Genomic DNA, 12,427 nt, shown 5'->3' on the forward strand with positions numbered 1-12,427 from the left:
TGCCGCCAGCGTTCAATCTGAGCCAGGATCAAACTCTTCAGTTCAATGCCTGTTACTGTTTTCGGTTTCTAAGAAACCGGTCGCTCACTCAACGTACTGACGATGATTAATCCGTCCGAAGACAGATAAACCTTCCTCTGATACTTCGTGTGAGACTCTTGATACTTTTGCTTATGCTGCAGCGCCTAAGCACCGCAACCGCACTCGCCATCAAGCGCCCACACTTATCGGCTGTTAGTTTTTAAAGAGCAATCCGCCAAGACTTTTCACCTCGCCGCATCGAGCACTGGGCTCAACCGCTTCGTCTTGCGTCGCTGCATCAGCAGCAGAGAAACGAGATTATGTACGTCGTTTCGGTCAGTGTCAACAAGTTTTTGAAGCATTTCACTCGTCAACCGCGCTCAGAACCATATTGCCTTCCAAGCCCACCACCACGACACCACCGTTCCCGCTTCCTTCGCGTTCGTTTAATCGCGAAGGAACGGAATTGTAGTGAGTGCCAACGCGGATCGCAAGGGCGTCGCGAAACTTTTTTCGATCGCTCGAAAGAACAACGTGGCTCCCGCGCGCCTACCGATCAGCCGGCGCGCGCATCCCGTAAAACAGCCGGCCGAACGACTACAATATAAGGTTCTTCGCCCAAATGAACTTGTATTGATATGCGCACGCGAACCGCCAAACGCCTCCCACCAGACGCGGACAAACTCGTCAGCCTCTCTCTCGCGCTTTTCGCCTCGGGCAGCCGCGTCGAAGATCGCTTCTGGGAAGCCCGCCTCGACACCCTCATCGCCAAACTGGTGCGCAACGGCAACCAAACAACCCTTGATGCTGCTCTGGATCACCTTCAGCAGAATCATCCCGACGCCTACGGCGCGTTGGCCGACATGGCGGAAACGCATAGCGAATCGTTCAAAATCGATATCGACGGCGTGCCGCACGAGTCTCTCCTCATCGCGGCCCCGGTGCTCGCGTGGACGCGCTATGCGATTCCATCAGGCACATTGAAGAGCGATTCAGTCGACGCGCTCCGCACGCAGTTGCAGGCGCACGTGCTGGCTAGCGGCGCACGCCTCGCCGTTGCGCCCTATCTGTACAGCATCGACCAGCTGCCGCGGCATCATGTCGATACGGCGCGCCTCGCGCAACAGCTGACGCACACTGCGCTCGGCGGTGTCAGCGCGCGCATGAACCTGGCTGACTTACCGGAGACCTCGCCGATCCTCGCCGATCCGCGCTTTCTGCTCGCCGTCGCCGTCGTTCCGGCGGGTGAAGCCTTCTTTCGCTGGCAGGAAGACGAGAACGGAGCGCGGATCGAGCGCAGTCAATGTCTCGAGCAATGGGCGGCGCAGGGTGGCGCCAGCTTCGCGAGTATTCTTCCCGGCTGCGAATTCGAATGTTTGTTGCCTGATGCCTACTATTCGGCGTGTCGAGATGCCGACGAGCAAGTACGCCCTCACACCGTCCGCACCGCTGTTCGCTATCTCTTCGATACGCTCGGCACCGGCCCGCAGGAATTGCGCGCGGTCATCGCGGGCTTCGGCGAGCGCCGCATCGACGAATATCGCATCGGCTTCACCCGTCGCGGTAGCAACGACGTGATTTATGGCGTCGTTTGGCCGCTGTACGGGCGCGAGAACGGCGAGGCGGGCCTCGAAGACGAAGCCGAACTGGAAGGCGCTGACGGTCCGGTCGAAGAGATCGTCGAGTTGCTAAGAAAGTCCGGCGTCACGGACGTCCGCCGACATGCAGGGCGCTTCGAGCCGGAGTTCTGCGATGACTGCGGCGTGCCGCTCTACGCCGATCCGCTAGGCGAGATCGTTCACGCCGAGATGCCCGAGGACGCCGAACCCGCGCAGCCCCACTTCCATTGACACCCGTCAATGCTTCAGCAGTTCGGCAAAGCCCCGCCCTCGCGCGGGGCTTTGTGCTTTTCGCCTATGCCATTCGGATAGGGGGCGCGATCGCAAGAAGTTTGTCAATATCACGCCAACGCCGACATTCGCTGGCGTTCGGTTCCGCCGCGAGTGAGCGTCGGATGTATTGACAAGAGGTTGAGCATGAAAATAATCATCATGGGTTCGGACGCGGAGCGCCGTGCGGGCCTCAAAACACTGCTGCGCCGTGTCGCACGCCAAGCGCAGTTCACGGAAGTCAGAGATTGGCGGCAGGCGGGATCCGCGCTGAAGCGCATCGAGGCCCGCATGATCGTGATCGATTGGGCGGAGAGCATGCGCATGAGCGAGCTCGAAACGCTGCTCGACAACGCGCCCGCCGTTCCTGCCGCGGTCATGGTGGACCGCTCCGGCGCCGCACAGGTCTACATGCTCATGAGCGCAGGCGCAATGGGCGTCATTCCTCGCACGCTCGAACCCATCCTCATTCTGCGCGCGCTCGAAATGGTGCTCATCGGCGGGCACTATGTTCCGCCGGATGTCATCGATCTCGCGCCCATCCGCGATCTGCCCATCCGCCGTCAGCATGCCCTTGCCGCGATGCCGGATAGCGCGCGCGTTCATCCGACGCTTTCGCCGCGCCAGCAACAGATCATGCGCTGCGTGCATATGGGAAGCACGAACAAGATGATCGCGAAGACGCTCGGCATCAGCGAAGGCACCGTCAAGATTCATCTTGCAAGTATCTTCCAGCAGCTCGGGGCACCGAACCGAGCGGCGGCAGTCGCCATTTACAACGGTGTGCAGAATTCGTATCTGGAGATTCTGCGCAGCGGCGCCGAGCAAGCCGTCCGCGCAACGCCGGGCGAGTCGAATGTCGTCCCGCTGCGCAGGCGGCGCGCGAAATATCCGCAGCTCGAGAACCAGGAAGGCGCTTCGCTGCCCATGGCCGCAGAGCCCGAAGCGTCGTTCTAGCAACAATCGCGGAATCCGGGTTCGTTGATTGCGCACACGTTTCAAACGTAACGAGTAATATGCAGGCATGGGGTTCTTTTACACACCGCTACCGCTTTGGCTGACCGTCGGCAGTTGGATTGTCGCCGCGGGGCTGCTTGCACTCGTCCTGGTGCAGCGGCCGTTCAATCGCCTGCAGGACGCCACGCTCCAGCACGTCTGGCTCGGCGTGATCGTCTCGGTAACGGTGCTATGGGCCTGCAACGCTTGGTTCGATGACGGGCCCGTCATCCACCTGCTGGGCGCCACGCTGATGGTCACGCTCTTCGACTGGCGGCTCGCCCTCATCGGCACGGCCGCGAGCACGGGGCTCGCAGCCGTGGTGCTCGATGCCTCCTGGCTCTCGGTCGCAATCACGTATCTTCTCTTCGGTGCCGTGCCCGTCGCGGTATCCACACTGCTGCAGCGTCTGTCCAACGCATGGTTGCCGCGCAACCTGTTCACCTTCATCGCAGGTCACGGGTTCATCGTGTCGGCCGCGGCAGTGGCGGCTGCTTGTGGCTCGACCGTGTTGCTCGAGGCAGCGCTTGCCGGCGGTGCGGTGAATGTGCCCGCTGCATTCACGCGCGGATCGCTATTGCTGGGTGCCGGTGAGTCCCTGTTCACCGGACTTCTCACCATTTTGATCACGGTGTACAAGCCTGCGTGGATAACCACGTACGACGTGCGCCGCTATCGCCTGGACCGTGGTCCGCGGGTTTGACGTCGATCTAAAACAGCATCCGCGCGCACCGAGACCACGCCCTCTCGCATGCTCCTCGGTCCGATACCCGCACAAAGTGCGATAAGATTGAACTCCTTCCCCACACGAGGCATCTTACTTGCCCGTGTCTTCTTAGCGCCAAATTGATGGAAAGTAACTTTGCACCGCGCCGGCTGATGAGGCTCGTCGGCCGGTTCGCGGTATGCGCCGCTCTTCTGTGCGCGACGTCCGCCTTTGCCGATACGCTCGACGAGCGCAATGAACTGGTTCATCACTTCGTGACCGATTTCAACGCTAATCCGCTGGTTGCGGATTGCGCCGCGCATGGCAACTTCATCGCGAGCACGTCGGCGGCCTTCGATCATGTCGAATTCCCGCCCGCTTCATTCGATTCATCGCATTCCACCATCGAACCGTGGAACGACTCGTTCGACGAAAAGAAGCAGCGCATCAAGGTCGACAATGTGGTGACCGTCGAAGGACAAGGCGTCGCGAAAAGCGGCGAGAAAGATTCGACGCCGCTCAAATTCCGTTGTGGCTATGTCGGCAGTCAGATGCTCGCCTTCGGCTGGAATGACCCGGTTCCGCCGCTGCGTCCGCATGCCGAACCGCGCAGCACGTCCGGCAAGAAAGGCAAGCATGGCGCGAAGACGAAGTCGTCGTCGAAGAAAGCGGCGGCGGCAGGTAAGAGCACGAACAGCGGCACGAGCAGCGGCAAAAGCGCAAAAAAGGCGTCGAAGAAACACTAGCCGGCCTAAGCGGCGAGGCATGAACAAAGGGCGTGGCCATCGCAAGACGGCCACGCCCTTTTCATTGTTTGCGGATAGCGCCCGCCGTCACGCCGCGAACGCCTGCAAATGCCAGAGAATCGCCTGCAGCATCGCGGCGCCCAGCGCCGCACTGCGTTCACCGTTCCAGCCGACGCGCTCGTCCGGCAGATCAGCGTTGTCCTTGAACGGCATTTCCAGCGTGAGCGACAGACACTTGTACTCGTTGCTCATGTACTTGGACGCGAGCTTGAGCGCATCTTCACGATATTTGCCGCTCTCGTAGCCGTGCACATCCTGGAAGTCAGGACTTGCCTGCTTGAAGAACTGCACGAACGCCTTCTGCTCTTGCGCCTGCTGCTCGGTGAAGTCCGGCAGCATCTCGGACCCGGCGACGAACACGTGCGGAATGGCTTCGTCGCCGTGGATATCGAAGAACATGTCGCAACCCGTCGCACGAATCGCGTCGCGCACGACCAGCACTTCGGGGCTGCGCTCGGCGCTCGGCTCCATCCATTCGCGATTCAGGTTCGCGCCCGCTGCATTCGTGCGCAGATTGCCGAGCACGCTGCCATCCGGGTTCATGTTCGGCACGATATGAAACACCGCGCGATCGAAGAGCGCCCGCGCGACGGGATCGCCCGACCAATCGCCCCAGCCTGCAAGACGCTTCACGAGTCCTTCGACGAACCATTCAGCCATCGTCTCGCCGGGGTGCTGGCGCGCGATGATCCACACGTTCTTTCTGGGACGCGCGGCCGCCTCGTCGTGCAGACCAAGCGTAAGCAGCGACACAGCCCGGTTCGCGACCGTCCGGCCGAGTTCCGTCAACGTTCCATGCGGCATCTGCTGAACGGCGCCGAGAAACTCGGAATGTCGCTCCTCGCTATACGGCTCGAAGTACGCGTAGTACACGCGATCGAAGTCCGGCGTGTGATCGATCGTCAGCACGCGGCCGTCATACTGCGTCGGCACGCGGAACCAGTTCACGCGATCGTAGCTCGCGACCGCCCGATAGTCGCGCCATCCATCGGGGAAGGCGCACTGCGCCGCGTTCTCGAACGTCATCACGAGGCGCTCGCCGCGCGCGCCCGAGACGCGAAAGTAGAACCACTGCGCGAAGTCGGCCTTCGTGTCCGGACGCACGCGCAGGCGAATGTTCGCGGGATAGCTCGCGTCGACGACGTCGATCGCGCCTGCGTCGAAATTGCTGGTAATCGAAATGCTCATGATGATGTCCTCGATGCGCCTGTCTCACTCCGCGACGCGGCGGCGAAACACATAAGTCGTATCGTTCGATGCATTGGCGTCGAACCGGTAGCCTTCGCTGTCGAAGCCCTTCAGCGCCTCGGGCTCGTCGATTCTGTTTTGCACCGCGTAGCGCGCCATCAGGCCTCGCGCGCGCTTCGCGTGAAAGCTGATGATCTTGTAGCGGCCGCCCTTCCAGTCCTCGAAGACTGGCGAGACGACGGGCACGTCGAGCTGTTTGGGCTTCACCGACTTGAAATATTCTTCCGACGCGCAATTGACCAGCACGCGCGCGCCGCGCTGCCGCCTGAACTGCTCGTTAAGCGCCGCCGTGATGCGCTCGCCCCAGAACGCATACAGATCCTTGCCGCGCGCATTCGGAAACTTAGTGCCCATTTCCAGCCGATACGGCTGCAACAGGTCGAGCGGCCGCAGCAGCCCATACAAGCCTGACAACACGCGCACATGATTCTGCGCGTAGTCGAGATCGGCGGAAGTCAGCGTCTTCGCCGCGAAGCCTTCATACACATCGCCGTTGAAGGCGAGCACGGCCTGCTTCGAATTGCGCGCGTCGAAGGTCTTCGACCATTCGGCATAACGCTGGAAGTTCAGCGCCGCGAGTTGATCCGAGATGCCCATCATGCCGCCGATCTGCTGCGGCGAAAGCTGCCGCAAGCCTTCGATCAACTCGGCGGCGTCATCGACGAATTCGGGCAGCGTGTGCTTCTTGATGTGAGCGGGCGTCTCGTAGTCGAGGGATTTTGCGGGCGAGAGAACGATTATCATGGAGGCTCGCCGGCACCCCGCCGGCGACATAGGCATAAACCCCCGATTGTATCGAATGGAAAATTCCGCCGCGCCGCCTCACAATCTGCGGGTCGTGCTCGATTCGAACGTGTGGATCGACATTCTCGTGTTCGACGATCCGGTCACGCGGCCGATCCGCGCCGCGCTCGAAGCCCGCGCGCTCGATGCGCTGATCGACGCCCGGTGCCTTGCCGAACTGACATACGTGCTCGACTATCCGCAGTTCGTGCGCATGGGCATCGACAAGTCGGCGGCGCTCGGGGAGCTCGCGAGTCTGTCGCAACTGGTTGCCCCCGAAGCAACGCCAAACGCGCCTCCTCTGCCGAAGTGCCGTGACCGCGACGACCAGAAGTTCCTCGAACTCGCGCAGGCATCGCAGGCGGACTGGCTCGTCTCGAAAGATCGCGCGGTGCTGAAGCTCGCGCGCCGCGTCGCGCGCGACTTTGCGTTTCGCATCGCCGAGCCGAAGCCGTTCGTCGCCGCGCTCGAAGCGCACGCCGGCATGGCCGCCCTTGCCTGATCATCGCATGTGAATACCGCTCAGCCCACGTCCTACTACGCTATGAACGCTACGCACGAACTGAATCCGGCTGCACCCGATCTGTCCTTCCCGTCGCGTCTGCCGAATGTCGGCACGACCATTTTCACCGTGATGAGCGCGCTCGCCGCGCAAAAAGGCGCGGTGAATCTGGGTCAAGGCTTCCCCGATTTCGACTGCGACGCGCGCATCGTCGATGCCGTCGCGTCCGCCATGCGCGACGGCCACAACCAGTATCCGCCGATGTCGGGCGCCGCGCCGTTGCGGCAGGCGATCGCGCGCAAGATCGAGGCGCTCTACGGCCGCGCCTACGACGCCGACCGCGAGATCACCGTCACGGCAGGCGCGACGCAGGCGCTGCTCACGGCCGTGCTGTGCTGCGTGCATCCTGGCGATGAAGTCGTCGTGATCGAGCCGATGTACGACAGCTACGTGCCGGCCATCGAGCTCGCGGGCGGCACGCCGGTGTTCGTGTCGCTCGAAGCGCCCGACTACGCGCTGCCTTTCGACAAGATCGCCGCCGCGATCACGCCGAAGACGCGCCTTCTGATGATCAACACGCCGCACAATCCGACGGGCCGCGTGTGGCGCGATACGGACATGCGCAAGCTCGAAGACATCGTGCGCGGAACGAACGTGCTGATCGTCTCCGACGAAGTCTATGAACACATGGTCTACGACGGCGCGCCGCACGAGAGCGTGTCGCGCTATCCGGAACTGGCGAAGCGCAGTTTCGTCGTGTCCAGCTTCGGCAAGACGTTTCACGTGACCGGCTGGAAGATCGGCTATGTGGCCGCGCCCGTCGCGCTGACGGCCGAGTTCCGCAAGGTCCATCAGTTCAATGTGTTCACGGTGAACACGCCGATGCAGGTCGGCCTCGCGCACTATCTGGAAGACCCGAAGCCGTATCTGGAACTGCCCGCGTTCTATCAGAAGAAGCGCGACTTCTTCCGCGCTGGGCTCGCCGATACGCGCTTCTCGCTTCTGCCTTGCGACGGAACCTACTTCCAGTGTGTCGATTATTCGGCGATCAGCGACATGCCCGAAGCCGAGTTCTCTCAATGGCTGACGAGCGAAATCGGCGTCGCGGCGATTCCCGTATCGGCGTTCTATCACGAGTCTCACGAGTCGGGCGTCGTGCGCTTCTGCTTCGCGAAGAAGGAAGAGACGCTCGCGCTCGCGCTGGACCGACTGCGCAAGCTCTGAGCGTCGTCTTGCTGCCGGACACGATAGACAACACAGAGAACATCGAGGAGTCGAACCGCATCATGAGTCCGCAGGAATACAAGATCGAAACCTTGGGCATCGTCGGCAGTGGCGCGATGGGCCGCGGCATCGCGCAGATCGCGGCGCTCGCCGGACTGACCGTGCGTCTCTACGATGCGAATCCGCAAGCGCTCGCCGCCGCCCGCGCGTATCTGTCCGACACCTTCGACAAGCTCACCGCCAAGGGCAAGCTGAAGGAAGCGGACGCGCACGCCGCGCTCGCCCGCGTCCATGACGCGAAAGACATCGGCGCGCTCTCCGACTGCGGCGCGGTCGTCGAGGCGATCGTCGAGAACCTCGAGATCAAGCGCGGACTCTTTCGCGAACTCGAAGCGGTCGTCGGCGACGCGTGCATTCTGGCGTCGAACACGTCGTCGCTGTCCATTACCGCGATCGCGGCGGGCTGCGCGAAACCGGAACGCGTCGCGGGCTTTCACTTCTTCAACCCGGTGCCGCTGATGCGCGTGGTCGAAGTCATCGACGGCTTGCGCGGCGACAGAAAAGCCGGCGACGCGCTGATGGAGCTCGCCCGCCGCATGGGTCACACGCCGGTGCGCGCGAAAGACATGCCGGGCTTCATCGTGAATCACGCCGGGCGCGGCATGAACACCGAAGGCTTGCGCGTGGCGAGCGAAGGCGTCGCGAGTTTCGCGGATATCGACCGCATCATGCGCGAGCAGGCGGGCTTTCGGCTCGGGCCGTTCGAGCTGCTGGATCTGACCGCGCTCGACGTCTCGCATCCGGTGATGGAGTCGATCTATCACCAGTTCTACGAGGAGCCGCGCTTCACGCCGTCGCCGATCACCGGCACGCGGCTCGCTGGCGGGCTCATCGGGCGCAAGGCGGGCGAAGGGTTTTATCGCTACGTGGAAGGCAAGCAGCACGTGCCGGACGAGCCGCCCGCGCCGACGCAACTGCCGGCGCGTGTATGGATCAGCCGCGCGTCGCCCGCTGCGCGCGAGCAGGTGCTGAAAGTCATCGCGAAGCACGACGCCGCCGTGCACATCGACACGGGCAACACGCCCGCGCCCGATTCGCTCATCGTCGTCACGCCGCTCGGCTTCGACGCGACCACGACCGCCGTCGCCGAACATCTCGACGCCACGCGCGTCGTCGCCGTGGATACGCTCTTTCCGCTCGATACCGTCGCGCGCCGCACCATCATGACGACGCCCGCGACCACGCCCGCCATGCGCGACGCGGCGCACGCGCTCTTTGCCGCCGACGGCGCGCCCGTCACCGTCATCCGCGATTCGACGGGCTTCGTCGCGCAGCGCGTGATCGCGACCATCGTGAACATCGGCTGCGACATCGCGCAGCAAGGCATCGCGACGCCGGAGGACATCGACCTCGCGGTGACGCTCGGGCTGGGCTATCCGCGCGGGCCGCTCGCGCTCGGCGATTCGCTCGGCGCCACGACCATTCTCACGATTCTGCGCAACATCCAGAGCGCGCTCGGCGATCCGCGCTATCGCCCTTCTCCGTGGCTCACGCGCCGCGCGCAGCTCGGACTTTCCCTCACCCATACCGAGGAGCTCCGATGAGCGCCGAACTGCTGACACACCGGCCCGCAGGCAGCGACACCACGCTCGTGCTCAAGCTGTCCAATCCGGGCGCGCGCAACGCGCTGCATCCGGACATGTACGCGGCCGGGATCGAAGCCTTGTCGACGGCCGAGCGCGACAACTCCGTGCGCGCGATCGTGCTCACCGGTGCCGACAACTTTTTCTGCGCGGGTGGCAACCTGAACCGGCTGCTGGAAAACCGCGCGAAAGATCCGTCGGTGCAAGCAGAGAGCATCGACTTGCTCGCCGAATGGATCAGCGCGCTGCGGGCTTCGACGAAGCCGGTCATCGCGGCGGTCGAAGGCGCGGCGGCCGGCGCGGGCTTTTCGCTTGCGCTCGCGTGCGATCTGATCGTCGCCGCCGACGACGCGAAGTTCGTCATGTCCTATGCGCGCGTGGGCCTCACGCCGGACGGCGGCGCTGCGTGGTTCCTGACGCGCGCGTTGCCGCGCACGCTCGCGAGCGAGGTGCTGCTCGAAGCGAAGCCGATCGGCGCGTCGCGTCTGCACGAAGTCGGCGTCGTCAACCGGCTGACGAAGAAAGGCATCGCGCTGGATGCCGCTATCGCGTGGGCCGACGATCTCGGCAGCGTGTCGCCTAAGGCGCTCGCGCGCATCAAGTCGCTGATGAATGCGGCCGACGTGCAGCCGCTCGCCGCGCATCTCGATATGGAGCGCGACGCTTTCGTGGATGCGCTTCATCGCGGCGACGCGCTAGAAGGCATCACCGCGTTCCTCGAAAAGCGCCAGCCGAACTATCGCTGAAATCATGGCTCACTACGACCTGCCGAAGCGGCGGCGCATCTTCCTGATGCGTCACGGCGACGTGACCTATTTCGACGATACCGGCCGCGCCATCGACCCTGAAAGCGTGCCGCTCAACGCGCGTGGCCGCGAGGAAGCGAGCGCGGCGGGCCGCGAGTTCGCCGCGCAGAACGTCCGCTTCGATCGGGTGATCGCGAGCGGCCTGCCGCGCACGATCGAAACGGCCGAGCGCGTGCTCGCGGAGACGGGACAGGCGGCGCAGATCGAAATCTGGCCGGAGTGGCAGGAGATCCGCGGCGGACGGCTCGCTAACCTTTCCACGAGCGACATCGAGCGCGCGTTTCTTTCCGTGTTCGATGGCGTCGTGCCCGAAGAGACGCAGTTCCTGGGCGGCGAGACCATAGGCCAGTTGCTCGACCGCGCATTGCCCGCCATGACGCGGCTGCGCGCGGACACGTCGTGGGACACGGTGCTGCTGGTGCTGCACGGCGGCGTCAATCGCGCGCTGCTCTCGCATGCGATCACGGCGGGCGGGCGGGCGTTCTTCGGGCATCTGTCGCAGGCGACGGGCTGCATCAACGCGCTCGATGTCGGCGAGAAACCCGGCGACTGGGTCGTGCACGCCATCAATCATTCGCCGCCCTCGCCGCTGCACGCGGACGTGCGAAACACCACGATGGAACTGCTCTACGCGCAGTTCGTGAAGTTCAAGGCGAGCGAATGAACTAAGCATCGCGCATACAAAAACGGAGGAGACGATGGCAGATAACGAGACAAATCAGCACTCCGACTTTTCAGCATTCGAAGGCACGCGCCCCGTGCACGAAGCCCAACGCTTCGACGCCGATGCGCTCGCGGCATGGCTCGCCGCACACGTCGATGGCTTCGCCGGACCGCTCGCCGTCGAGCAGTTCGCGGGCGGCCAGTCCAACCCTACGTTCAAGCTCGTCACGCCGTCGCGCGCGTACGTGATGCGCGCAAAGCCCGGCCCCGCCGCGAAGCTGCTGCCGTCGGCGCATGCAATCGAGCGCGAGTATCGCGTGATGGATGCGCTCGCCGCCACCGACGTGCCGGTCGCGCGCATGCTCGCCTTGTGCGAGGACGAAAGCGTGATCGGCCGCGCGTTCTACGTGATGGAGTTCGTCGAAGGCCGCGTGTTGTGGGACCCGTCGCTGCCCGGCATGACGCCCGCCGAACGCGCCGCGATCTACGACGAAACCAACCGCGTCATCGCAGCGCTGCACACGGTCGATGTCGAAGCCGCCGGTCTCACCGGCTACGGCAAGCCGGGCAACTACTTCGAGCGGCAGATCGGGCGCTGGAGCAAGCAGTACGTCGCGTCGCAGACCGAAAAAATCGACGCGATGGATCGCCTGATCGACTGGCTGCCGCAGCATGTCCCGGCGTCGGCCGCGGCGAAGGTGAGCGTCGTGCATGGCGACTTCCGGCTCGATAACCTCATCTTTCATCCGACCGAGCCGCGCGTGCTCGCCGTGCTCGACTGGGAACTCTCGACGCTCGGCGATCCGCTCGCCGATTTCGCGTATCACTGCATGGCGTGGCATGTCGATCCGTCGCAGTTCCGCGGCATCGCAGGGCTGGACTGGACCGCGCTCGGCATTCCCGACGAAGCGGCGTACGTCGCGCGTTATTGCGAACGGACGGGCTTGAACATTGAAGGCGACTGGAACTTCTATCTCGCCTACAACATGTTCCGCATCGCCGCGATCCTGCAAGGCATCATGAAGCGCGTCGTGGATGGCACGGCGGCGAGCACGCAGGCCATCGACGCGGGCCGCTGCGCCCGGCCGATGGCCGAACTCGCGTGGCAATACGCGCAGAAAGTCGGCGCATGACAACGGA

General features: G+C 63.6%; 12 protein-coding genes. 10 read left to right on the top strand and 2 right to left on the bottom strand.

From position 1 onward, the window contains the following. Nucleotides 1-659: 659 nt before the first annotated feature. The 4 genes from HWX53_RS19700 (at nucleotide 660) to HWX53_RS19715 (ending at nucleotide 4,358) form a co-directional block, all read left to right on the top strand. Entirely contained in the window at nucleotides 660-1,871 is a 1,212-nt protein-coding gene (locus HWX53_RS19700; RefSeq protein WP_175944055.1) for a DUF2863 family protein, read from the top strand. A 186-nt stretch (nucleotides 1,872-2,057) separates the two neighbouring features. Further along, nucleotides 2,058-2,867 (top strand): response regulator transcription factor, encoded by an 810-nt coding sequence (locus HWX53_RS19705; RefSeq protein ID WP_175944057.1) that lies wholly within the window; start codon nucleotides 2,058-2,060, stop codon nucleotides 2,865-2,867. Nucleotides 2,868-2,934: 67 nt separating this feature from the next. Further along, entirely contained in the window at nucleotides 2,935-3,609 is a 675-nt protein-coding gene (locus HWX53_RS19710; protein WP_175944060.1) for a hypothetical protein, read from the top strand. A 146-nt stretch (nucleotides 3,610-3,755) separates the two neighbouring features. Next, a complete protein-coding gene (locus HWX53_RS19715) occupies nucleotides 3,756-4,358 on the top strand; it encodes a hypothetical protein (protein ID WP_175944062.1) in 603 nt (200 codons plus the stop codon). Nucleotides 4,359-4,445: 87 nt separating this feature from the next. Here HWX53_RS19715 and HWX53_RS19720 read toward each other — a convergent pair whose 3' ends face one another. Both HWX53_RS19720 and yaaA read right to left on the bottom strand, forming a co-directional pair. After that, the gene (locus HWX53_RS19720; RefSeq protein WP_175944063.1) at nucleotides 4,446-5,606 is read right to left on the bottom strand and encodes a carboxypeptidase family protein; all 1,161 of its coding nucleotides are present in this window, start codon (nucleotides 5,604-5,606) and stop codon (nucleotides 4,446-4,448) included. Nucleotides 5,607-5,630: 24 nt separating this feature from the next. Next, a complete protein-coding gene (gene yaaA / locus HWX53_RS19725; protein ID WP_175944065.1) occupies nucleotides 5,631-6,410 on the bottom strand; it encodes a peroxide stress protein YaaA in 780 nt (259 codons plus the stop codon). A gap of 55 nt (nucleotides 6,411-6,465) precedes the next feature. On the opposite strand from yaaA, the gene HWX53_RS19730 reads away from it, so the two are divergent. The 6 genes from HWX53_RS19730 to HWX53_RS19755 all read left to right on the top strand — a co-directional run bounded on the left by HWX53_RS19730 (nucleotide 6,466) and on the right by HWX53_RS19755 (nucleotide 12,420). Further along, nucleotides 6,466-6,951: a putative toxin-antitoxin system toxin component, PIN family gene (locus HWX53_RS19730; RefSeq protein ID WP_175944067.1), complete on the top strand. Its 486-nt coding sequence runs from the start codon at nucleotides 6,466-6,468 to the stop codon at nucleotides 6,949-6,951. A gap of 42 nt (nucleotides 6,952-6,993) precedes the next feature. Beyond that, nucleotides 6,994-8,175 carry a pyridoxal phosphate-dependent aminotransferase gene (locus HWX53_RS19735; protein WP_175944069.1) on the top strand — a complete coding sequence of 394 codons (1,182 nt, stop codon included), beginning with the start codon at nucleotides 6,994-6,996 and terminating at the stop codon, nucleotides 8,173-8,175. A 62-nt stretch (nucleotides 8,176-8,237) separates the two neighbouring features. Beyond that, complete coding sequence (locus tag HWX53_RS19740) at nucleotides 8,238-9,779, top strand: 3-hydroxyacyl-CoA dehydrogenase (protein WP_175944071.1); 1,542 nt, start codon at nucleotides 8,238-8,240, stop codon at nucleotides 9,777-9,779. Continuing rightward, nucleotides 9,776-10,564 carry an enoyl-CoA hydratase gene (locus tag HWX53_RS19745; protein ID WP_175944073.1) on the top strand — a complete coding sequence of 263 codons (789 nt, stop codon included), beginning with the start codon at nucleotides 9,776-9,778 and terminating at the stop codon, nucleotides 10,562-10,564. The genes HWX53_RS19740 and HWX53_RS19745 overlap by 4 nt, the downstream gene beginning before the upstream one ends. A gap of 4 nt (nucleotides 10,565-10,568) precedes the next feature. Further along, nucleotides 10,569-11,288: a histidine phosphatase family protein gene (locus tag HWX53_RS19750; RefSeq protein ID WP_175944074.1), complete on the top strand. Its 720-nt coding sequence runs from the start codon at nucleotides 10,569-10,571 to the stop codon at nucleotides 11,286-11,288. Nucleotides 11,289-11,322: 34 nt separating this feature from the next. After that, nucleotides 11,323-12,420, top strand: coding sequence for a phosphotransferase (locus tag HWX53_RS19755; RefSeq protein WP_175944076.1), 1,098 nt, complete (start codon nucleotides 11,323-11,325; stop codon nucleotides 12,418-12,420). Nucleotides 12,421-12,427 lie beyond the last annotated feature (7 nt).

It is taken from the genome of Caballeronia sp. BCC1704 (assembly GCF_902833455.1).
Lineage (GTDB): Bacteria > Pseudomonadota > Gammaproteobacteria > Burkholderiales > Burkholderiaceae > Caballeronia.